The organism is Neobacillus sp. WH10, assembly GCF_030123405.1.
In the GTDB taxonomy this organism is placed as follows: domain Bacteria; phylum Bacillota; class Bacilli; order Bacillales; family Cytobacillaceae; genus Neobacillus.
In genome coordinates this window covers 815,160-839,139 of sequence record NZ_CP126110.1, presented here as the reverse complement: position 1 = coordinate 839,139, position 23,980 = coordinate 815,160, and the positions used below count along the sequence as shown (strand labels likewise).

The window sequence follows — 23,980 nt, the reverse complement described above, 5'->3', positions numbered from 1 at the left end:
CTTGAGAGAATTGATCCCTCAAAACTAAACAAACAGAAAACAATCAAACAAACTTATTTTGTCTGGCTCATATGTCCAGCTTTTATCCTTAGAAAGGAGGTGATCCAGCCGCACCTTCCGATACGGCTACCTTGTTACGACTTCACCCCAATCATCTGTCCCACCTTAGGCGGCTGGCTCCTTACGGTTACCCCACCGACTTCGGGTGTTACAAACTCTCGTGGTGTGACGGGCGGTGTGTACAAGGCCCGGGAACGTATTCACCGCGGCATGCTGATCCGCGATTACTAGCGATTCCGGCTTCATGTAGGCGAGTTGCAGCCTACAATCCGAACTGAGAATGGTTTTATGGGATTGGCTAGACCTTGCGGTTTCGCAGCCCTTTGTACCATCCATTGTAGCACGTGTGTAGCCCAGGTCATAAGGGGCATGATGATTTGACGTCATCCCCACCTTCCTCCGGTTTGTCACCGGCAGTCACCTTAGAGTGCCCAACTGAATGCTGGCAACTAAGATCAAGGGTTGCGCTCGTTGCGGGACTTAACCCAACATCTCACGACACGAGCTGACGACAACCATGCACCACCTGTCACTCTGTCCCCCGAAGGGGAACGTCCTATCTCTAGGATTGTCAGAGGATGTCAAGACCTGGTAAGGTTCTTCGCGTTGCTTCGAATTAAACCACATGCTCCACCGCTTGTGCGGGCCCCCGTCAATTCCTTTGAGTTTCAGCCTTGCGGCCGTACTCCCCAGGCGGAGTGCTTAATGCGTTAGCTGCAGCACTAAAGGGCGGAAACCCTCTAACACTTAGCACTCATCGTTTACGGCGTGGACTACCAGGGTATCTAATCCTGTTTGCTCCCCACGCTTTCGCGCCTCAGCGTCAGTTACAGACCAGAAAGCCGCCTTCGCCACTGGTGTTCCTCCACATCTCTACGCATTTCACCGCTACACGTGGAATTCCGCTTTCCTCTTCTGCACTCAAGTCCCCCAGTTTCCAATGACCCTCCACGGTTGAGCCGTGGGCTTTCACATCAGACTTAAAGGACCGCCTGCGCGCGCTTTACGCCCAATAATTCCGGACAACGCTTGCCACCTACGTATTACCGCGGCTGCTGGCACGTAGTTAGCCGTGGCTTTCTGGTTAGGTACCGTCAAGGTACCGGCAGTTACTCCGGTACTTGTTCTTCCCTAACAACAGAGCTTTACGACCCGAAGGCCTTCATCGCTCACGCGGCGTTGCTCCATCAGACTTTCGTCCATTGTGGAAGATTCCCTACTGCTGCCTCCCGTAGGAGTCTGGGCCGTGTCTCAGTCCCAGTGTGGCCGATCACCCTCTCAGGTCGGCTACGCATCGTCGCCTTGGTGAGCCGTTACCTCACCAACTAGCTAATGCGCCGCGGGCCCATCTGTAAGTGTCAGCCGAAACCGACTTTCAGCTTTTCCTCATGTGAGGAAAAGGATTATCCGGTATTAGCTCCGGTTTCCCGAAGTTATCCCAGTCTTACAGGCAGGTTGCCCACGTGTTACTCACCCGTCCGCCGCTAACCAACAGGAGCAAGCTCCTATTGATTCGCTCGACTTGCATGTATTAGGCACGCCGCCAGCGTTCGTCCTGAGCCAGGATCAAACTCTCCAAGAAAGTTGATTAGCTCATAAAATAAAACGTTGGCTTAGTTTCGATAAGAAACTAATATTATTGTTTGTTGACGTTTTTGTTTGTTTAGTTTTCAAAGAACAATTTTTCAACGACAGGATGTTATTTTATCATCTCACTTCTCGAATGTCAAACATTATTTTAAAATAATATTTTCCGAATCAGCGAGACTATTATCTTATCAAAAACAACTTTTTCTGTCAACTGATGAAAGAATTTTTAGTTAAGAAATATCCTAATTGATTCATTTCCCTCATCAGGATTTCTATATTACTATTATAATCTAATAAAGTCAACAACTATTTTCAGCGAAAAATTAAATAAGAAATTACGGTAAAACTTAACCTTCTTTTAAATAAACAAAACGAAAGGATACCGTCTTAAGCAGTGGTATCCTCCGTTTTATTTATAAAGAATCTTTAAAACTTCTTCAACTATTTCTATTATTTTGCAACCTATCGTCGATACCAAGTCCGAATAGAAGTTCAATAAGCGAATTTTGGGAGTATCTTCTTAATTAGCTTCCTAAAGTCTATAGGCTTCTTCAACGGACGCTGCAAACACACATTTAAAGTTAATTTCCTTTGCACAGTAATCGATTTGTTTTTTTGAAACTGGACAAGTTGAATTGATAATAACTAACTTTTTAAATCTTGCATTTGAATACAAATTTAACACAAATTTTGTATCGTCGATTAAACATGTCTCAACTGCCTCTAGTTCACTAGCGTCCACAATTAATTTATAAATGGAAGGATTGATCGTATTTACAATTGTTTGAAACTCACTAAAGTATAATTTTGTATCTTCCTCTTTAAAGAAGCCACTTGCTCTTACGAACAAAGTTTTTTTCTCCTTTTCTAAAATAATTTCATACAATTTACCCATGTATTCTTTCCCCTAAATGTGAGTTTATTCATAATGGGTGTTATTAAAACATTAATTCACTTATTTCTATAAACACTCATTTTGTATTAAAAGTTTGCAGCTCATTTTCCTAGAAAATAATTTCAAATTTATTGTACTATATTTGAAGAATACCACAATATAAGGACTGTGACAGTGTAAAATTTTATAATAAATTATCTAAAAAGGTTAGTTGATATATTTCTTTAGCTTTTCCTTTGTCTCCCGATCAGCAAAGCTTGCTTCCACACTAGTAAGATAAATTTGTCGATAGTCCTCTTCACTTAAAGAGAATTCATTAAAGACAATGGTACATTCCTTCGCCATCGTTGTATCGGATACTGTTCTGTTGTCGGTATTAACCGTGACTTTTATGCCATCTTGATGAAACTGATAGATAGGATGTTCGTTATAATGGTTCACTGCTTTTGTTTGGACATTGCTTGTCGGGCACATTTCAAGCACCACTTGTTTTTCCTTCACAATATCATATGCCTCTGTACAATCCTTAATAAAAACGCCGTGCCCAATTCTTTCAGCACCTAACAATTCAACGGCCTCAAGAACATTTTTTCCGACTCCCGTTTCCCCAGCATGGATCGTGACATGATAGCCATATTCTCTAGCTAATGCCATTGGTTCAACAAATTGACCGCAAAATCCTGCTTCTTCAGATGCGCATAAGTCGATGGCCACAACACCTTTTCCAAGGAATTCCTTCCCCTTTTCTACGACCTCAAACGCACTTTCAGCCGACATTGTTCTCATACAGGAAAGAATGATATTTCCTTTTATATTGAACTTCGCTTCTGCATCCTTCATGCCATCTATGACACTTTCGATGACTTCTTCGACACGCAGCCCCTTCGCAACATGCAGTAAAGGTGCAAATCTCACCTCCATATATTTCACATTTTCCTGTGCAGCATCCTCAAAAAGTTCAAAGGTGATTCTTCTTAGATTTTCCTTTGACTGCATAACTGAATTAGGAATCGCAAACCGTTTTAAATATTCATCGAGCGATTCACATTCTAATGGAGCAATTAATTCTTTTTCTAACTCATCTATCTCTATCGACGGTAACCGAATCCCTTCTCTCTTTGCGATATCAATAATCGTTTTAGGTCTAAGACTTCCGTCTAAATGGCAGTGAAGTTCAATTTTAGGTAATACAGAAAAATTCATGGTTGACCTCCTTGGAAAAATTTTATAAAAACAAAAAAAATTCCTGATTACGAAGAAAATACAAGTAGATGTACCTTCTTCGTAATCAGGAATTATTGGTTCCTGGTAGAGACCTCCAAACCATATCATTGGAGTTATACGAATTTTATTATTTCATTGCTTTTGTAAAAGGATAATAAAATTTAGTTTTATTGTCAAGCAGATTCATTTTCCAGTATCAGTTATTAAATCCTTTAGGTTATTGGCCTAAGGTTAACATGAAGACTCCCCTATAGCACATCAATAGGATATATTATACAATTATTTAAGATTAAACGAAAAAGAATGGTGAATCCAATGTTTAAACTTTTGTTAATTGAAGATGATAAAACACTATTTAAAGAAATCAAGGAACGATTAACTGGGTGGTCTTATGATGTGTATGGGATTACTGATTTTAGCCAGGTTATGCAGGAATTTACGTTAATAAAACCCGATTTAGTTTTGGTTGATATACAATTGCCGAAATTTGATGGCTTTCATTGGTGCCGGATGATCCGCTCCCATTCGAATGTTCCAATTCTATTTTTGTCCTCACGTGATCATCCTACTGATATGGTAATGTCAATGCAGCTTGGTGCGGACGATTTTATTCAAAAACCGTTTCATTTTGATGTGCTGATTGCGAAAATACAGGCCATCCTTCGCCGTGTCTATAATTACAATACCGAGCAAATTACACTCAAAACATGGTGTGGTGCCACGGTGGATTATGAGAAAAATACGGTCAGTAATGCTTTGGGTATAGTTGAACTAACAAAGAATGAAACTTTTATCTTAAAAAAGCTGATTGAGCAAAAAAATAAGATTGTCAGCCGCGAAGACTTAATTAAAAGCCTGTGGGAGGATGAGCGCTTTGTCAGCGATAACACCTTAACGGTCAATGTTAATCGTTTGCGAAAAAGATTGGACGAGCTTGAATTAGGACGGTATATTGAGACAAAGATTGGTCAGGGTTACATCGCGATTGAAGAGGAAAATAGTTATGATTAACAAATATTTAGTTGAAAAGCGCAGCTGGATTTTTCTATTCATCTTTATTCAAGGATTTATTCTTTTTATAGCTTATCTCGATAAGGCGCTTCCCTTGATGCCATTCTTCTATATTATCTTCCTATCAATGCTTGTTTTTACTATCTTTTTGATTTTCCGATATCATAAGGAAACAAAGTTCTACAAAAGTTTAGTGGAATGGGAGAACAATCTTGATTTAACCAATATAGCAAAGCCTGAAAGCCCCTTTGAAAAAATGATCGAAAAAAGTATCGTGAAGCAAACAGAATGGCTTAAACAAGAAGCATCACAAAACTTTCTAATATTAGAACAGGAGAAGGATGACCTATTAGCCTGGATTCACGAAGTCAAGACACCTTTAACTGCGATGCATTTAATGATTGACCGCGTAGACGATGAACGGATGAAAGCCCAATTAACTCATGAATGGTTAAGAATTCATCTGCTGCTTGATACCCAGCTTCACCAAAGACGGATCCCCTTTATGGAGAATGATTTATATATTGAAAAAACCGATTTAAAAACTTTACTTTTTAAAGAGATTAAAACGTTACAATCCTGGTGTATGCAAAAAGGCATTGGCTTTGATGTAGATTTAGAGGCACCTACAGTCTTAACCGATGCCAAGTGGCTTGCGTTTATCATCAGACAGTTGTTGACAAACGCGGTGAAATACAGTGAATCGTCCGACATCATAATTAAAAGCTATCAAAAGGACGGGCAAACCATCCTTGAAGTAAAGGATTATGGACGCGGTATCGATCCTAAGGACCTGCCGCGCATTTTTGAAAAGGGCTTTACCTCGACGACCGCTCATCATGACAACGCCGCAACAGGCATGGGATTGTATTTAACAAAAAGAATTGCCAAGCCATTATTAATCCATATTGATGTACACTCTGACCTTGGAAGAGGAACAAATTTTACGTTAACATTTCCAAAAAGGAATGAATTTAATCATATTGCAAGCATGTGACAACAATGTCACATGCTTTTATGATTTGTTCGCTCAATCGAAGGATTAGAATTATCATGCCATTTATACTTAGGTTAAAGAAATTAAGGAGCGTGTCAGAATGAATATTTTAGAAGCAAATAAACTTCATAAAAGCTATGGCAATAAATTAAATAAACAAGAAGTATTAAAAGGAATTGATATTAACGTTGAAAAAGGAGAATTCGTGAGTATCATGGGTGCCTCAGGCTCCGGAAAAACAACCTTACTCAATGTTCTTTCTTCCATTGATAAGGTAAGCGGCGGGAGCATCAAAATTGAAGGAAAAGAAATGACTGCGATGAAAGAAAAGCAGCTGGCAGAATTCCGTAAGCATCATTTAGGATTTATTTTCCAAGATTATAACTTACTTGATACATTGACAGTCAAAGAAAATATTCTCTTGCCGTTATCAATTTCGAAAGTTTCAAAAAGAGCAGCGGATGAAATGTTTAATGCAGTGGCAGTGGAACTGGGGATTTCTGAAATCAAGGATAAGTACCCGAATGAAATTTCCGGTGGTCAAAAACAGCGTACCTCTGCTGCAAGGGCGTTTATTCATCAACCAAGCATTATTTTCGCTGACGAGCCAACCGGTGCACTCGATTCAAAATCGGCATCCGATTTGCTAAACAAATTAAGCGAATTAAATCAAAACCGAAAAGCAACGATTGTGATGGTTACGCATGATCCGGTAGCAGCAAGCTTCAGCAGCAGGGTTATTTTTATTAAAGATGGACAAATTTACACGCAATTAAATAAAGGCGAACAATCAAGGCAGACGTTCTTTAAAGACATCATGAAAACCCAAAGTATATTAGGCGGTGTCCCGAATGAGCGTTAATCAACTCATCTTTCGCAACCTAAAAAAGAATTTAAAAAATTACTACCTTTATGTGTTTGCGCTGATCTTTAGTGTTGCCCTTTATTTCGCCTTTGTCACCCTGCAATATGATCCAGCGTTGAATGAAACAAAAGACTCCATTAAAGGGGCCGCTGCGATTCGGTCAGCATCTATCTTACTCGTCGCGATTGTCTCGATCTTTCTGTTATATGCCAATAACATTTTTATTAAACGCCGCAGTAAGGAGATTGGGCTTTTTCAATTAATCGGGATGACAAAAAGCAAGATATTCAACATCCTGACTGCCGAGAATTTCATCCTTTATTTTGGTTCATTAGTCATCGGAATCTTTATCGGTTTTTCCATTTCTAGATTAATTCTAATGATTCTGTTTAAAATTACAGCTATAGACGCGGTCGCTTCCCTAAATATCTCTTCAGAAGCATTGATTCAAACAGTTGTGGTGTTTTGTGCCATCTATTTGTTAATCATGCTGATGAATTATGTGTTTATTAAAAGACAGAGTATCCTTTCGTTATTTAGAGCAGTTTCTTCAACGGAAGGTAAAGTGAAAAAGATGTCCGTCTTTGAAATCATTATCGGAATTATTGGTGTGATTTCGATTATTTCAGGCTACTATATTTCATCGAAACTGTTTGGCGGCGATTTTACCACCATAAATGAACTTTTTGGAGCGATGATTTTTATTCTTGGGTCTGTTATTATCGGAACCTATCTTTTTTATAAAGGGTCAGTCAGTTTTATCTTTAACCTCATTCGGAAAAAGAAGGATGGTTATTTAAATATTAATCAGGTATTATCACTTTCCTCGATTATGTTTCGGATGAAATCGAATGCCTTATTATTAACGATCATTACAACGGTGTCGGCTCTAGCGATTGGGTTATTGTCTTTAAGTTATATCTCTTATTATTCCGCAGATAAAATGGCTGAAAATCATGTCGCAGGGGATTTTTCATTCATAAAAACGGAAGATGCTGATCAATTCAAAAAGGAATTAGCTGCGAATGACATTGCGTTCAATGAAAATAAGATTGACGTTATTCAGGTGAATGCGAGCCTTAAGGAGATTATGGATACAAATCTGGAAGAATTAACGTTTGATCCTAAGGCTATGCCCATGCCTGTTATAAGTGATAAGGCTGTTGAGAATATCGATGTGGCTCCTGGAGATACGATTTTCACCGGTTATAATGATTTGCTTCAGAAGTTTATGAGTCTAAAAGATTCTGGTCATATCGAATTGAAAGGTCAAAATGAAACAGTTCCGCTCCAATACTTAGGCTTAAAAAAGGAATTCCCCATTTCCGGTTATTTTACAAACGGCGGGCAGCCTATTGCCATTGTCGATGAAACGGTATTCGAGCGTCTAAAGGAGGACGTAAATCCTGCTATTCAGAAGGAATCCTCCATCTTTATTGGGATTACGTTAAAAGATGAAGCAAATCTCGAAAAAGCAAATGATATTTTTAAAAAGATGAATGTTAATGACGACAATATTTTTTCTTCTCGCTTGGAAATCAGCAATTCGCAGAAAAAATTAATGGGTCTCACCATGTTTATCGTTGGCTTTTTAGGGTTAACATTTCTCATCACATCTGGATGTATTCTTTATTTTAAACAAATGGGTGAGGGTGAAGAGGAAAAGCCGAATTATACCATATTAAGAAAACTCGGTTTCACACAAGGAGACCTGCTAAAGGGTATTCGTGCAAAACAAATCTTTAATTTTGGAATTCCGTTAGTCGTCGGGCTCTTTCATAGCTATTTCGCCGTTCAATCAGGATGGTTTTTATTCGGAACCGAGGTGTGGACACCAATGATTATCGTTATGGTCATCTATACCGGATTGTACTCAATATTTGGATTATTATCCGTCCTATACTACAAAAAGGTCATCAATGAAGCACTTTAATTGTTGATGTTGTGTAAGGGATACCGGCCATTCGCCGGTATCCCTTTTTAGTTCAAAAAAGTACATGATCATTAGTTTGTTTACGCATTAACTTATTGGAGTCAGCCACCTAGTTACGACTAGTGTCAGGGCTATTTATCGTACTGTTTGTACTCTATCTTGTTTCCTTACTAGGTGGACAAGCAAATAGACTAGCGGAGTAGTCAGGATCGCTGCAAAGAATTTAAAAATGTATTGAGTCAGGATTAGACTTCCAAGGACAGCGACTGGCATTGTTCCATAGAAGGCTATGGTAATAAAAATGGTAGTATCAATCAACTGGCTTAGCATGGTAGATGCATTATTTCGCAGCCATAGCTTTTTTTGCCCATGGACGCTTTTCAATTTATTAAACACAAACACATCCAAGTTTTGACTGATTGCATAAGAAATTAAACTCGCAAGAATCACTCGAAAACTTCCATTCAAGATGGTTTCGAATGACCCTTGGTCTTTAAAAACAGGTGCTGCTGGCAGATGAATCGTAATCGTAATGAAGATTAGGGCAAGGATTTGTGTAATCAGCCCTGCCTGAACGGTTCTCCGCCCTTCTTTTTTTCCATAAACCTCGACAATCACATCAATAAGTGGATACGTAAAGATATACACAATGACAGCGGCTGGGAGGATCGCAAAATCTCCAATGCTAAAAAGCTTTACAGCAACAATGTTAGCCAAAATTAACAGTCCTACAAAAATTCCATTCAAGTAAAATATCATTTCTTTATTCCTTCCCTTATCGATTATCGACCTTTTCTGGATAGAGGTCATGGTTCATCAAGCGAAAACTTGCCATCTCCTCGTACTTGGTGCCAGGTTTCCCGTAGTTGCACCATGGGTCTATAGAAATGCCGCCTCTTGGGGTGAATTTTCCCCAAACCTCAATATAGCGTGGATCAAGCAATTTAATTAAATCGTTCATAATGATATTGACACAATCCTCATGGAAATCGCCGTGATTTCGGAAGCTGAAAAGATATAATTTTAAAGACTTGCTCTCGACAATTTTTTGATCAGGGACATACGAAATATACATCGTTGCAAAATCCGGCTGACGGGTCAGCGGGCAAAGGCTAGTAAACTCCGGGCAATTAAATTTCACGAAATAATCACGTTCAGGGTGCAGATTATCGACTGCCTCCATTACCTCCGGTGCATATTCAAATGAATAGGTAGTACCTTGATTACCTAAAAGTGTTAAATCCTTTAATCCTTCTTCGTGGCTACGGCCAGACATAAAAAAACCCCCTTGTAAAATGTGTCCCCACACTTTTTCAAGAGAGTTTCTTCCGAACATTCTATGCAAACATTAGGGATAAAAAACAAAAAAGCCACGTCCGATATGGACATGGCAACTAGTCATGTATCCATAGTTTTTTATAGAGGGTATCAGCTATGAACCTCTCCCGTTCAAGTACGGGTATTCTATTCTCTACTATCATAAAGAACAGTTTATTAATCGTCAAATACAAAATTAATGTAAAATTTTCCTGTCTAAGAATTACCTGCTTAAATCTTCGAGTTTTTGAACACCGGCTGGATCCGCTAACGAATGATAAAAGTTTTTTCAAAACGATCTGACTTTAAATAACATATTGCTGGTATTTTTCAAAATCGTTTTGATTACACTCCACTGTTAACTTGGTGCCATTGTTTTCATAGCTTGTCGAAAGCACATTTGCATTCTCATTCAGGTAGGAGACTAAACGGCCATCGTCAAAAGGAATTAACATTTCACAATGGATCAGATTTTTAAAAATATGCTCACTGATCACATCAACTAATTCCTCTATTCCTACACCTTGTTTAGCAGAAAGATACACACTCCTGCCCTTAACTGCAGGAAAATCAACACCAGCTAAATCCGACTTATTGAAAGCAAATATGGTAGGAATTTGATTGATCCCCATCTCTTTTAACGTATTATTCGTCACATTAATAAGACTTTCAAAATGTGGGCTTGAAAAATCAACAACATGGATAAGTAAATCCGCGGTGGCCGCTTCCTCAAGGGTCGAACGAAAAGCTTTGACGAGATGATGGGGCAGCTTATCGACAAAACCAACTGTATCAGATAGCAAAAACGGCTGGTGATTGGCGAGTTTTATTTTTCTAACGGACGTATCTAGTGTTGCAAATAACATATCTTTCTCAAACACTTGTTTATGTGGTGATTGATGAGACCTTTGCAGCATCGCATTCATAATTGTTGATTTGCCGGCATTGGTATAGCCCACAAGGGAAACAAGCGGAACACCGCTTTTTTTCCGTTGATTGCGTCTTGTTTCTCGCTGCGAGACAAGCGCTTCTAATTCCTTATTCAAGTCGGCAATCTTTGCCTCAATTTTTCTGCGGTCGAGTTCTAATTTGGTTTCACCGGCACCTCTATTTTTCAAGCCCACTCCCCCGCCTTGGCGCCCTAAAGATTCCCGCCCGCCAATGATTCGTGGAAGCATGTACTTAAGGTGCGCCACTTCCACTTGCAGCTGTGCCTCTCTCGTTTTTGCCCGTTCAGCAAATATATCTAAAATCAACATAGTGCGATCAATGACTTTTCTATCAAGCTCCTCTTCAAGATTCCGAATTTGCGATGCTGACAACTCATCGTTAAATACGATTAAATCCACATTTGTCTCTTCAATGAGCTGTTTCGTTTCCTCGATTTTTCCCGTACCAAGATAATGTGATTTATTGATACGGTTTAAATTTTGCGTGATTTCACCAACTACTTCTATATGACAGGCCGCAGCCAGGTTCTCCAATTCCTTCATCGAATAGGAAAAATTAGCTTGATGATTAATATTGACACCAACAATAAGTGCTCTTTGTTTTTCTTTCATGGTAAGTTCCTCCTTTTCTTTTTGAAAAATAATCAAAAAAACACAGACGGTAGGTCTGTGCAAGGTAAATGGATAAATACAACACGAAAAGTACCCGAAAGGGCATGAAACTAATCTAGTTAAATTGTTGGTCTCTGAATGAAAAATGACTAATCTCCTTCCACTGATTAAAGAAACGTATAGGAAAAAAGGCAATTCTCATATCCCATATTTAATTTTAAAGACAGCAAAAAAGAGGGTCGACTCGCCCCCTCTTTTTCACATACCGTAAAATAAAGGTTTCCTTAAAAAAGGCAGACCAATCCCATTTACTCTGCACAGCCGGCAGAGACTTGAACGTTATTCAATTAACGGTTCAAATTTTGGAATCGCAATCTGCAAAAATACACTAGGAAAACCTCCATTTCTCTATAATTACTATAATCATAACATCACATAAAATGGAAATCAATGGATTCTAAACTTTTTCAGCTGACCATTTTTATTTTTTTTCAACTTATTATTCTTTTACAGATCCACCTAAAATCCCTGAAATAAAATGCTTTTGGAGCAAAAGAAAAAAGATCATAATCGGGATGGTAGACAAGGTGGTTCCTAACATTAGCTGGCCATAATCAATTCTCGCCATTCCGATTAAACTCGATAACGCCACAGGAAGTGTAAACATTTCTTTTGAATTCATCGTAATAAGCGGCCAAATTAAGCTATTCCATTGTGACATAAACAGAAAAATAGAAACCGCAGCTAATGCCGGTCTTACCACCGGCAAAATGATCGTAAAAAATATTCTTATTTCCCCTGCCCCATCTACACGCGATGCTTCAATAATGGAATTAGGAACTGCCTGCATATTCTGCCTCATTAAATAGATAGCAAAAGGCGAAGCTAACGAGGGTAAAATAATCGCCTGATACGTATTTAACCAGTTAAAAGAAACCATCATTTCAAACAAAGGAATCAATGTAACTTGGTATGGAATCATCAATGAACATAAAATAATGAAAAAGAATAAATTCTTTCCTTTAAATTTATATTTTGCAAAAGCGTATCCCGCCATCGCACTAATAAGCGTGCTAACACCTGTATAAACGAGAGCAATAAATAATGAATTCCAAAATATTTTGCCTATCCCCAATGATTCTTTAAGCGATTGAAAGTTCTTTGCTAAATAATCCCCTGGAATCAGCTTAGGCGGGATATGAAAAATATCTCCCGATGGCAGCGTAGATCCGACAATCATCCAGTAGAATGGTCCAATCGATAAAACAGCCCCTGCTATTATCATGATATATATTACGATTTTCGCCGGATTTTTCTTAGAAGTAGTCATTCTTCGAGATCACCTACCAATTTCATCTGAACCCAGGAAACCACTGCTGTAATTAGGACAAGAACATAAGCAATGGCAGATGCATATCCAAAGTCAAAAAATTTAAATCCTGTTTCATATAAATAGAGAGTAATCGTCATTGTGGCACTATTTGGTCCACCATGAGTTAAAATGAATGGCTCATCAAAAAGCTGCAGCGTACCAATGGTTGACATGACGACTGTAAAAATAAACACTGGTTTTAACTGTGGAATCGTAATCATAAAAAATTGTTTTACCTTACCAGCACCGTCAATGCTTGCGGCTTCATATAATTCAGACGGAATATTTTGTAATCCTGCCAAAAAAATCACCATATTATATCCGGTCCATCTCCATGTCATGACAATGATGACAGAGACTTTCGCCCAAAATGGCGTTGTCAGCCACTGAATGGATTCAACACCAAGGAATGATAGAAAGTAGTTTACTAATCCAAAATGCTCATCCAAAAGGATCATAAAAACAATTGATGCTGCAACAAGGGCTGTAATCGCAGGCATAAAATACGAGATTCGAAAAAACGCCTTACCTTTTAACATCGAAGAATGGAGCCCTACTGCGATCAATAATGCTAGAGAGAGCATGATTGGAACTTGAATAATCAGGATTTGAAATGTATTTAAAAGCGATTTATAGAAAATGGGATCATGAAATAATCGAGAATAGTTTGCCAATCCCACAAATGATTTCTCCACACCACGTACCTCTTGAAAGCTTAAGATTAACGATGAGATCACTGGATAAACCGTAAAAATCAAGATTAATAAAAAGGCTGGTCCAATAAAAAAATATGGAGCATTCTTAGGAGTTAAAAAACTTTTTTTAGTTTTAACTCGGATGTTTGTAGTGTTGTTAACGACCTTTTCAACTTGAGACATCATGACGCCCCCTTACTACTAGGAATTAATGATTTATCTAATCATAAAACTAGAGAGGAGATTCACCCTCCTCCCTCAGCTCTCCTGAAACTATTTTTTTATTTCATTTTCTAATTGTTTTTGGGCATCTTTTAATGCAGATTCAACCTCTTTATTTTCAAGTAAAATGGCTGCTTGTGCATTACTCATAAGAGTGCTTGCTTTTGCATAGTTTTCATTAACATTGATTTGTGGAACCTGGTCGACAATATCAGCAAACTTTTTGAAAATCGGGCTATTATTGAAGAACTCGCTATTAGCCGTAAATTGTGGTTCACTATATGTTTCCTTCAAGGATGGGAATAGTCCATATTTTTCAAAACCTAACAGTTGGGATTCTTTATCTGTTGTAAAAAATTCAACAAAGGCATAGGCAGCAGACTGATTTTTGCTTGTTGAAGGAATTAACAAGGATGAGCCTCCTACGTTTGCATATCTTGTACCGCCATCATCAAAACCCGGCAGATAAAATACATCCCATTTCCCCTTTAAATCCGGTGATTGGTCCATAATGGAACCTGCATACCACACACCATATGGAACGGTGGCAACACTGCCATTTACTGTAGCAGTTACAATTCCATCCCAGCCTTTATTGTTTAAGATTAAATCTTCATCATGCAGCTTTTTAATTACTTCCATAGCACGGATGGCTTCTTTAGATTGCAATGCAATTTTCCCATCTTTATCAAAATAGGAAACTCCTTGCTCTTGCATCATCATATGGAAAACACCATCATAGTTCGGGATATCAATTGGTAATAGCTGCGCACCGGTCACTGCTTTAATTTTCTTCCCTGCCGCAATGTAGTCATCCCATGTTTTGATGGAATTTGGATCTACATTTGCTTTCTCGAAGAAATCTACACGGTAGAACACTCCTGCTGGACCAATATCCCATGGGGCAGCAATGAAATCTCCATCTTTATTCTTAACGGCGGCGACCTTAGCTGGGTTAAAGGAATCTTTATATTGATCGTATCCAAGCTTGTTTAATGATAAAAATCCAGTAGGAAATTGGTGAACATAGCCCGGAATTCGTTCATCCTCCATTAATACTACATCTGGTAACCCAGATCCCCTAGCAGCCAAACCAACCGTTAACTTTTCATAAAGGTCTCCGCTATTAAAATCCTCTACTTTTACTTTTACATCCGGATACTGTTTTTGAAACTTCTTTACTGATGCTTTCATTGTCGCCGCAGCTACATCCCAGCCCCAAATGGTGATTGTCCCGGATGGATGTTTTGAATCCCCTGTTTCCCCTTGATCTCCGTCTGTTTTATTTGAGCAGGCTGCTAGTAATAAAAGAAGTATCACTAGCATGAAAGACATGTACTTTTTCATGTTTAATCCCCCATATTGATTTTATTTTTTTGTATTGGCGCTAACGTATGGTTTAGAGATTTTACTTATCTTTTATACCTGCTGATGACGGGAGAGTTGTTCATTAGCTCTAAAGCAATAAATTGGCCAACACCGATAGTTAAAAATATCTATAATATGCCTTCTTAAGGACAAAACCTATAGTCAAATAGGACATAAACTACGAATTTATTTTTTCCGTTGTATTTGTTTTTTTCAGATATGACCGCCATGTGATGCACCACTTTTCCGGATTATCAAAATAATCTTGCTCATCCACTCGATGAATCGCGCTATTATGTGGAGCACCTTTCACTTTCTCTGGGTTTGTGTATGCTTCGTGAGAAATATGTGTTAATGAAGCAATATACTCATCTAAATCAGCTTTTGAAAGTGATTCAGTCGGTTCCAACGTAAATGGCTCAGGTACAACAAATGGATGATGGCTTGACCAATAATGATGGGCAAAATCAGCCATGCGGCGAGAAATATCATCTGTTGTAACACCCGTTTCTTTCGTTAATTGCTCCCAGCTATAACGAACCTGCTCAAGTCTTTTCCCTTTAATGTAAGGTGCACCGGCACCTTGAATGTTTAATATTTTATGGTATAAATAATTGTTATTTAATACAGCAATTTTCGCTACATCCTTAAGACCCTCTGCGCCAAGAGCTCTGATCCACGCATAGGCACGCAGCACGGTTTGGGGAACTCCCTGAAAGGATCGCACTTTCCCAATGCTATTTTTCAAGCAATCATTCAAACTATATTTCTCACCTTGTTTTTCAACTAGAGGACCTGGCATAAATTCCTTTAACTTGTCTACCACACCCAATGCTCCAGTAGCCGGTCCGCCACATGCATGTGGTGTTGAGAATGTTTTATGAAGGTTAAAGAAGCACATGTCAAATCCTGCCTCTTTCGCTCTTGTGATGCCTAATAAACCGTTGGCATTCGCTTGGTCATAGTAGCAAATACCTCCTGCTTCATGAACGATTTCTGTAAATTCTTTTATTCTTGGGTTATAGATTCCTGTATCTTCAGGATTAGCCACGACAAAGCCGGCAGTTCTTTCGGAAACGGCAGCTTTTAGCTTCTCAATATCTGGGAAGCCATCTTTATCTGGATATAACGTAATAATTTTATACCCCTTTACGGCAGCAGTTGCCGCTTGAGACGGATGGGAAAAAATCGTCGTTATGATTTCATTCCGCTGTTCGCCCTCACCATTCGCTTCATGATACGCCCGTACAATAGAAGCCATCGTAAATAATGATTGTGTTCCGCTCCCCGGTTGAAAAGTGAAGTAGTCCATCCCTGAAATCTCTCTCATGCATAAATCTAATTTGTACATGACTTCAAGCATTCCTTGGACTGTACTTTCATCTTGTAATGGATGCAGCTCAGACATTTTCGGTGATGAAGCAAACATTTCATTTATTTTAGGAGAGTATTTCATCGTACATGTCCCTTGGCCAATTTCTACGTTAAATGCTGCTCCTAATGTCTCTTGTGATAGTCGTAAATAATGACGTAACACTCTATTTTGGGAGATTTCCGGTAAATTCGGTTTCCTTTTTCTAACCATTTCTAATGGAATAGCAGAAACTCCATCCCCAACATTATTTGTAATTTCTTCTTCCACAGGTGGAATAGTGACTCCTCGTTCACCGCTTTTATGGAGTTCAAAAATAATAGGCTCATCCCATTTTGCCTGATGAAAATTTCTAACTTTATGATCCCTATTAATTTTTTGCATGTACACCATCCCTTTCTTCATTACTTCCGATTGAATCTATACAGTCCTGAATGGTACTAACTAAACGATCGATATCTTCTTTTGAATGAATTTCTGTTATACAAAATAATGAACACTGACCTAATTCTGGAAACTCCTCCGATAAGTCTTTGCCCCCGAAAATGCCATTTGCTAATAAATATTGATTAATTTCTTTGACAGATTTCCCTGTACGGGAAAAGTCCACTACGAACTCTTTAAAATTCGTCGATTCGAATCGAGACGCTACAAGGTTCGGAATGTTTCCTAGCTGTCCCATTGCATATTGTGATTTTTGCATGATTGATTTACCAAGCTCATACATTCCATTTGGACCCATTAAGGAAAGATAGACTCCTGCCGTAATCCCCCATAATGCGGTTTGTGTTCCTACCGATTCTTTCCCTTTTTCTCTTAACGCGAAAGATGTTCGATCGTAGAATACATCTCCAAAACCATACTCTCCCTTAACTACTGTAGGGGCAATTCCAAAAAGCCTTGAAGGATATTCTTGGATAAACGTTAGATCATCGTGAGTTGCGATAAAGCCGGACTGACCTCCGCCATAATTCATATGCATACCAAGCGGCTGTAAGTCGCCACAAACAATATCAGCCCCATAATGGCTTGGGGGAGCGAGTATCCCCAAGGAGCTCGGATCAACACCGACGATGGTTATTGCCTCAAAGCTTTTTGCTAGTTTACTAATCTTTTGCCCTTGTGTTTCAATAAAGCCCAAATAGGAAGGGTTTTCAAAATAAACGGCAGCTGTATTTAATGACAACTTGTTTTCAAGATCGTTCAAATTTATTCGGCCGGAATCCTCTTCATAGTCAACGAGAACGCATTCAATCTGCGGTGAGCAATAATTTTTGATTATTTTCAAACGATCAGGTGCAATTGTTTTCGGCAAAAGTACCTCATTTCGCCCCGTAATCCGACTTGCCATCCGTATTGAGGTTGCTGCTGCCTGTGCCCAATCAAATGTCGGTACATTGACAACATCCATATCTACTAATTCTGCCATCAAACTTTGATACTCAAATAATGCCTGATATCTTCCATGATCTTCATATGGGTCTCCAGCATATGCCGTTAAAAATTCTGCCCGCTGATTCACTTCATCGCATACAGCCGGAACATAATGGTTCCAACAACCAGCCCCTAAAAAGTTTAAATATTCTTTCGTATTAATGTTTTTATTTAAAATTCCTTCTATATATCTTCTAAGCTCATATTCTGATAATGCCTTTGGAATATTCATATCCTTCTTATAATGCAATTCTTCCGGTATCCCATCGAATAACTCATCAATCGTTTTCGCACCAATCTCTTTTAACATTTCCTCCTGTACTTCCGGAACTGTATTCGGAATATATGGATGGGCTGTTTTCTTTTGTTTATTCATCACGTTTTCTCCTCCAAACTCGTTTTAGGCTAATCCTCCACCGTCTACTGTTAGCACTGTCCCTGTGACCCAAGATGCCATATCACTGGCAAGGAAGAACACACCTTTTGCAATATCTCGAGGTGTTCCAATCCTTTCAAGTGGTCTTCCTACAGCAGAAGATGCAAGAAACGCTTCTTCATCAAACTGTAATTGCTTTGCTTCATCTCTCAATAACGGTGTATCTGTGTCACCAGGACATATGCAATTGACACGTATATTCTGTTTTCCATGATCGATTGCCATCGCTTTCGTTAAATTGACAACACCCGCTTTCGCTGCACAATAAGAGGCCGCTACATCTCCACCTTTTAGCCCCCAGCCGGAGCCAGTATTGACAATACTTCCTCCGCCGGTTTTATCCATTATTGGGATGATATATTTTGATAATAAAAAGGCTCCTTTTAATGAAACATTAAGCACTAAATCCCAATCCTCTTCCGTGTGGTCAACAACTGTTTTTCTTCGAATAACCCCAGCATTATTAAATAAAACATCGATTCTTCCAAATTCCTTTTCTATATTAATAGCTGTTATTTCACATTCAATTGATGAAGTGACATCACATTTAAAAAATCCTGCTTTCCAGCCCTTCTCATTCATCTCATTCGCAAGATGCAATCCCCGCTCTTCATTAATGTCTATCAGTGCTACATAGGCACCTGCTTCTGCAAACAATTCAGCCGTTGCTAAACCGATCCCAGAAGCGGCGCCTGTAATCGCAACCACTTTATTTTTTATTCCTACTAATTCTTCATAATTCAAGGTAAACACCAACCTTTCTTTGCTTTGTTTTTGCAAAAGTACCTCTGTTTTCTTACAATCTATTACTTGCAAATATCGTGCCAATATTAAGATTTATCTAAAAATAAAGAAAATATAACTTTCATAAAACTATTAGTCGATTCTCTGTCTAGAAAATGTGACAAAAATGACATATAGCTTGCCAACTATGTCACCACTTTCAAATAATTTAATTGACTATTCAAAATAATGAAAATAGAATTAAAGTAACACTTGCTAAAATAGCAAATATAAAAGAGGTGGAGGGATTATGTTTGCTGCTGCTCAATTCGATTTCAAAAGTGATCCAAGCTTTTTCAAGGCTCCTTCACGTTGATATTGCTTGTTTTAATCCCGATGGAAAACTAATTGCAGCAACTGAGGAATATGTACGACGTAAAGGAAGGAAAGTCTTTGTTCCATTTTTTAATACATTGTATGGGCATCACATTACCTTTCTACATCAACCTGGAAAGATGAAGACTTGTGAGGGCTGTCATTTTATTAATAACTGCCCATCTAAAGCTGAGCTCGTTCAAGACATGATTATTAACGGGAAAAAATATGGCTATTTATCCTTTGTCAGCTTCTCGCAGGAAAACGAGAAAATACTCATAGAAAACAAAGAGTATTATGTTGAATGGCTATCCAGTTTAAAAGAAATCATTATTTCAATTTTACGTGAAATTGACGACTTCAAGGGCAGTGAACATAGTACTCAAATAGACACAAACTATATTTTTGGGAATAGCCAGTCGTTTATGCAAATCCATAACCTAATAAAGAGCATTAGAAATAGTACCTCCTCTATATTAATAACTGGTGAAACCGGAACCGGAAAAAGTTTGTTAGCCCAGTATATCCATCAACACAGTCCTGTAAGCAAGGGTGCCTTTGTCGAATTAAACTGTGCGACAATTCCAGAGAATCTATTTGAAAGCGAATTATTTGGATATGAAGAGGGTGCTTTTACGAATGCAAGAAGGAAGGGAAAACAAGGATATTTCGAACTAGCGGATAAGGGAACATTATTTTTAGATGAAATTGCTGATTTACCAATTAGTTTACAGCCAAAATTATTGAAGGTATTACAGGATGGAATCATCCAGCGTCTTGGAGGAACAACTTCCAAAAAAGTAAGTATCCGTCTTATAGCGGCAACGAATCAGCCCTTAGATGAATTAATGAAGGAAAAATTATTTCGTTCCGATCTATTTTATCGATTGAATGTCATACCCATTACGATTCCACCATTAAGAAAAAGGATGGGCGACTTAGAACTATTAGTAGTGCACTTTATGGAAAAACTACAGGAACGAACGGGTAAGCATATCAATGCCTGTACTGAAGAGTACATGAGTATGTTATCTTCCTACAACTGGCCTGGGAATTTACGTGAGCTTGAAAATGTGATTGAATACAGTATGAATATAGAAACCGAAACCGTCTTAACCAAAAACTCGCTGCCCCCATACCTTTTACATAAACGCATTAGTAATCAAAAAACAGAGAAGGAGCAGGAACCTGCTCTGGTTGAAGCTGAAAGAGAAGTCATTCTCCGAAAGCTGCAGTACTATGGTAATAGCCACAATGGAAAACAAATGGCAGCAAAGGACCTAGGTATTAGCATTCGTACATTATATAGAAAAATTGACAAACTCCAGATTCGGTCCTAAGTCTTCTTAATAAGTAAAAAAGCGAAGAGCATGCTCTTCGCTTTTTTATCGATTAAATAACCCTATTTAGCATTTTTCGCGGCCAAGTTTAACTGCAGTTGTGTGATCACTATTAAATGTAGAAATCCGGAATTTCAGAGTGAAATCTTCAAATTTACAACGATATTTTTCTAGTTGATTTTGTCCGCAAGAATTGCTGCCGAGTCCATTTTGCTTGTAATCAAGATTTAAGACAACGTAATCCCTCGGTTTCAAATCAACGGTATGTTTTGCTAGTTCAAGATCACTAATTTCATAGTGGGAAGCACTAAAATCAAATGTCTCATTGGAGATAAAAATAAGGCCATTCGTTTTATTGTCGGTAAAGCTAACCCAATCACAATCGGAACGGTTGCCGTTTTCTTGTGGTTTCACGTAATTGGTAAATAACTCATCAACTGTTTTTCTATATACACCTAAATGATTCGCTTCTTTCGAATCAACATAACTTTCACCAGGTCCTCTGCCGCGCCACTCGGTTTGAGCAAAATCTTTGTTTAATTGCATTTGTAGACCAAGACGCGGAACCATTACAGGCGCATTTTCTTTCATGCCAGATGCCACTCCATCAATCTTGCAAACAATGTCACCGTCGGGATAGATGCTGTAATGATATTGAAGTTGATAATACCAAGAACTGTTTGTTGAACCGTACATTGCATCTGTATGCCATTCAAACACTCCGCCTTTTAATTCATAGTGTACATCTTCAACAATTTCATGACCTAAATGCATGAAATATTGTGTCCGGTAGTCATTGAGTAAGTACATATCATTGTCAATCGGCGCACGCCAGAAATTGAACTGCGGTCCCTTCTCAATCTGAACTTTTCCGTTTCGGGTTACTTGTTTTAGAGCCCCTTTGACACAATCAAAGGTTACAGTAAAATCAGTGCCAGAAACCGTTAGAAAGGCACCCTCTTTTGTTACTTTGAGATCACCGTCAGCATGTACTTTTGGCAGCTTTTCCTTACCAAGGAGTACAAAGGAAGCATTTGCTAGTTCATGACCCTTCAATGCCCATGGTGTATCTTGTTTTAGTGCATAGGAAAATACGAAATAATAATTAGCACCGCTTATTTTTTCCTCATCTTGTCCTACAGGCAGTTGAAGCTCTGCTGTTTCACGTCCAACTAGCCTTGGAATATCAACAGTAAAGGACTCTAGCAATTTATCATCCTCATATCGTGAGCAAGTCAATTCTAAATGGTCCAGTGAGAGGAAATCATAGCGATTTATAAGTCGGAAAAGTCCCTTTTCAAGATCAATACATTCTGTTTGGACTGGCTCAATGACTTTCTTGTATTCAAATAAACTTGGTGACGGACTACCATCAGGCATGATTAACCCATCGATACAGAAGTTTCCATTTGTCGGATCGTCGCCAAAATCTCCGCCGTAACGATAGTAAACAGTACCATCCTCTGCAACGGTTTCGATTCCGTGATCAAACCATTCCCAAATAAATCCGCCTTGAAGTTTATCATGCTTGTAAAATAAGTCCTGGTATTCTTTCAGATTGCCAGGTCCATTTCCCATGGCATGGGCATATTCACAGAGAATATGTGGTTTTTTTGTTTTTTCAATTACCTTCTCCATTGTCAGTCGGTCATCTTGACGCTCTAGCCATGTATACATCGTGCTATATACGTCAGTTACCTCGGCTTCACGATCTCCTTCATAATGAACAAGACGTGCCGGATCCATTTCCTTTGCACGTTTGGCCATGGCTCGGAAGTTATGACCAAAGGCCGATTCATTTCCAAGCGACCACATAATGATACAAGGATGGTTTTTATCGCGCTCGATCATCCTTTCAAGCCGGGAAACATAGGCCGTTTCCCAGGCAGGATCGTCGCTGATCCAATCATATTTTCCTGTCAGCTCAAAGCCGTGACATTCTAAATCCGTTTCATCAATCACATACATTCCGTATTGATCACAAAGATCATAGAGGGAATGAGAGTTTGGATAATGGGCAGTACGAATGGCGTTGATGTTATTTTGCTTCATTGTCTTAATGTCGCGCTCAATTTCCGCTTTCGTCACCACTCGCCCCGTCTTCGGGTTGTAGTCATGACGGTTTACACCTTTCAATTTAATTGCGACCCCATTTACAAGGAAGGTATCACCGGTGACAACGATGGAGCGGAAGCCGACATGCTGGTGAATAACTTCAATAATCCTATCATTCTCTTTAACTGTCATGCATAGATGATATAAATTAGGTTCTTCTGCACTCCATTTTAATGGTGCTGACACATGTTTGCTAAAAGGCTCGTCTGCCTTTTTTTCCTCAATAAAAACTTGCTTTCCGTCTGGGGCGATTAATTCATAAGCAATCGTTTGGCCATGTTGTTCCGTGAGCTTAACCGAAACTGATAAGGCTGCATCCTGCCATTCACTATCAAACTCCGTGTTTACAGTATAGTCATAAAGACCTCCTGTCGGTCTCGTATATAGTTCAACATCACGAAAGATCCCACTTAGCCACCACATATCCTGATCTTCTAAATAGGTGCCATCCGACCACTGGAACACACGGACAGTCAGGGTGTTTATACCTTGACGGCATAGGCCGGTAATATCGAATTCAGCTTGAATCCGCGCACCTTTACTATAGCCGGCAAACTCACCGTTTACATACAATTCATAGGCAGAATCCACTCCATTAAAACGGATAATTAATTGTTCGCCCTCAAGGCTGCGATTAAGTTCAAATTCACGGCGATAGATCCCCGTTGGATTATCCGTCGGTACCCGAGGCGGGATAATCGGGAAGTTATACCACAGGTCCGAATAATGCATCTTCCCATAGCCCTGAAGCTGCCAGTTTCCGGGGACGGTAATATAATCCCAACCATTTATATCCAAATCATCTTTATAAAAGCCATCCGGCATATATTCCGGTGCTTCAAGAAAGGTAAATTTCCATGTGCCATTCAAATTTTGATAAAAGTGGCTATTGCTTGATTTACCCGTGTCTGCAGCTGTCCGGGAAGGAAAACTGTTGAAGTGAGCGCGGGCGCTCAAGCGGTTAATCCCATCTGTCTGGATGTCTTCCCATCTTTTTAATTTTTTCATCATTCACCCTCGCAATCATTGATATATTTTTATAAGGAGGTTACTTTTATGAATTACCGACTGTCT

General features: G+C 38.9%; 17 protein-coding genes, 1 rRNA gene and 2 riboswitches. Of the genes, 5 read left to right on the top strand and 13 right to left on the bottom strand.

The window, feature by feature from the left end; genetic code table 11:
- Window positions 1-92: 92 nt before the first annotated feature.
- From QNH20_RS03825 to add, 3 genes are all read right to left on the bottom strand, one after another.
- Window positions 93-1,642 (bottom strand): 16S ribosomal RNA (locus QNH20_RS03825).
- 540 nt (window positions 1,643-2,182) lie between these two features.
- Window positions 2,183-2,545: a hypothetical protein gene (locus QNH20_RS03820; RefSeq protein ID WP_283921609.1), complete on the bottom strand. Its 363-nt coding sequence runs from the start codon at window positions 2,543-2,545 to the stop codon at window positions 2,183-2,185.
- A gap of 207 nt (window positions 2,546-2,752) precedes the next feature.
- The gene (add, locus tag QNH20_RS03815) at window positions 2,753-3,748 is read right to left on the bottom strand and encodes an adenosine deaminase (RefSeq protein ID WP_283921608.1); all 996 of its coding nucleotides are present in this window, start codon (window positions 3,746-3,748) and stop codon (window positions 2,753-2,755) included.
- A 62-nt stretch (window positions 3,749-3,810) separates the two neighbouring features.
- Window positions 3,811-3,910: riboswitch (purine riboswitch) on the bottom strand.
- Window positions 3,911-4,084: 174 nt separating this feature from the next.
- Between add and QNH20_RS03810 the strand changes: the two genes are divergently transcribed.
- The 4 genes from QNH20_RS03810 (at window position 4,085) to QNH20_RS03795 (ending at window position 8,575) form a co-directional block, all read left to right on the top strand.
- Complete coding sequence (locus tag QNH20_RS03810) at window positions 4,085-4,780, top strand: response regulator transcription factor (protein WP_283921607.1); 696 nt, start codon at window positions 4,085-4,087, stop codon at window positions 4,778-4,780.
- On the top strand, window positions 4,773-5,777 hold the full coding sequence (locus QNH20_RS03805; protein ID WP_283921606.1) for a sensor histidine kinase: 1,005 nt from the start codon (window positions 4,773-4,775) through the stop codon (window positions 5,775-5,777). Before QNH20_RS03810 ends, QNH20_RS03805 begins: the two co-directional genes overlap by 8 nt.
- A gap of 100 nt (window positions 5,778-5,877) precedes the next feature.
- Window positions 5,878-6,639 (top strand): ABC transporter ATP-binding protein, encoded by a 762-nt coding sequence (locus QNH20_RS03800; RefSeq protein WP_283921605.1) that lies wholly within the window; start codon window positions 5,878-5,880, stop codon window positions 6,637-6,639.
- Window positions 6,629-8,575, top strand: coding sequence for an FtsX-like permease family protein (locus QNH20_RS03795; protein ID WP_283921604.1), 1,947 nt, complete (start codon window positions 6,629-6,631; stop codon window positions 8,573-8,575). Before QNH20_RS03800 ends, QNH20_RS03795 begins: the two co-directional genes overlap by 11 nt.
- A 135-nt stretch (window positions 8,576-8,710) precedes the next feature.
- On the opposite strand, the gene QNH20_RS03790 is transcribed toward QNH20_RS03795, so the two are convergent.
- From QNH20_RS03790 to QNH20_RS03750, 9 genes are all read right to left on the bottom strand, one after another.
- Window positions 8,711-9,334 carry a queuosine precursor transporter gene (locus QNH20_RS03790; protein WP_283921603.1) on the bottom strand — a complete coding sequence of 208 codons (624 nt, stop codon included), beginning with the start codon at window positions 9,332-9,334 and terminating at the stop codon, window positions 8,711-8,713.
- Between the two features lie 16 nt (window positions 9,335-9,350).
- Window positions 9,351-9,851, bottom strand: a complete 501-nt coding sequence (queF, locus tag QNH20_RS03785) for a preQ(1) synthase (RefSeq protein ID WP_283921602.1) — start codon at window positions 9,849-9,851, stop codon at window positions 9,351-9,353.
- Between the two features lie 126 nt (window positions 9,852-9,977).
- Window positions 9,978-10,024: riboswitch (PreQ1 riboswitch) on the bottom strand.
- Window positions 10,025-10,197: 173 nt separating this feature from the next.
- Window positions 10,198-11,454, bottom strand: a complete 1,257-nt coding sequence (gene hflX / locus QNH20_RS03780) for a GTPase HflX (RefSeq protein WP_283921601.1) — start codon at window positions 11,452-11,454, stop codon at window positions 10,198-10,200.
- 499 nt (window positions 11,455-11,953) lie between these two features.
- Window positions 11,954-12,784, bottom strand: a complete 831-nt coding sequence (locus QNH20_RS03775) for a carbohydrate ABC transporter permease (RefSeq protein ID WP_283921600.1) — start codon at window positions 12,782-12,784, stop codon at window positions 11,954-11,956.
- Window positions 12,781-13,704, bottom strand: coding sequence for a carbohydrate ABC transporter permease (locus QNH20_RS03770; RefSeq protein ID WP_481858089.1), 924 nt, complete (start codon window positions 13,702-13,704; stop codon window positions 12,781-12,783). The genes QNH20_RS03775 and QNH20_RS03770 overlap by 4 nt, the downstream gene beginning before the upstream one ends.
- A 90-nt stretch (window positions 13,705-13,794) precedes the next feature.
- Window positions 13,795-15,090, bottom strand: a complete 1,296-nt coding sequence (locus QNH20_RS03765) for an ABC transporter substrate-binding protein (protein ID WP_283921598.1) — start codon at window positions 15,088-15,090, stop codon at window positions 13,795-13,797.
- A gap of 199 nt (window positions 15,091-15,289) precedes the next feature.
- A complete protein-coding gene (gcvPB, locus tag QNH20_RS03760) occupies window positions 15,290-16,867 on the bottom strand; it encodes an aminomethyl-transferring glycine dehydrogenase subunit GcvPB (protein WP_283921597.1) in 1,578 nt (525 codons plus the stop codon).
- On the bottom strand, window positions 16,854-18,293 hold the full coding sequence (gcvPA, locus tag QNH20_RS03755) for an aminomethyl-transferring glycine dehydrogenase subunit GcvPA (protein ID WP_283921596.1): 1,440 nt from the start codon (window positions 18,291-18,293) through the stop codon (window positions 16,854-16,856). Before gcvPA ends, gcvPB begins: the two co-directional genes overlap by 14 nt.
- A gap of 24 nt (window positions 18,294-18,317) precedes the next feature.
- Complete coding sequence (locus tag QNH20_RS03750; RefSeq protein ID WP_283921595.1) at window positions 18,318-19,097, bottom strand: SDR family NAD(P)-dependent oxidoreductase; 780 nt, start codon at window positions 19,095-19,097, stop codon at window positions 18,318-18,320.
- A gap of 293 nt (window positions 19,098-19,390) precedes the next feature.
- Here QNH20_RS03750 and QNH20_RS03745 point away from each other — a divergent pair, with 293 nt between their 5' ends.
- Window positions 19,391-20,791, top strand: coding sequence for a sigma-54 interaction domain-containing protein (locus tag QNH20_RS03745; RefSeq protein ID WP_283921594.1), 1,401 nt, complete (start codon window positions 19,391-19,393; stop codon window positions 20,789-20,791).
- A 66-nt stretch (window positions 20,792-20,857) separates the two neighbouring features.
- Here QNH20_RS03745 and ebgA read toward each other — a convergent pair whose 3' ends face one another.
- On the bottom strand, window positions 20,858-23,917 hold the full coding sequence (gene ebgA / locus QNH20_RS03740; RefSeq protein ID WP_283921593.1) for a beta-galactosidase subunit alpha: 3,060 nt from the start codon (window positions 23,915-23,917) through the stop codon (window positions 20,858-20,860).
- Window positions 23,918-23,980: the final 63 nt, after the last annotated feature.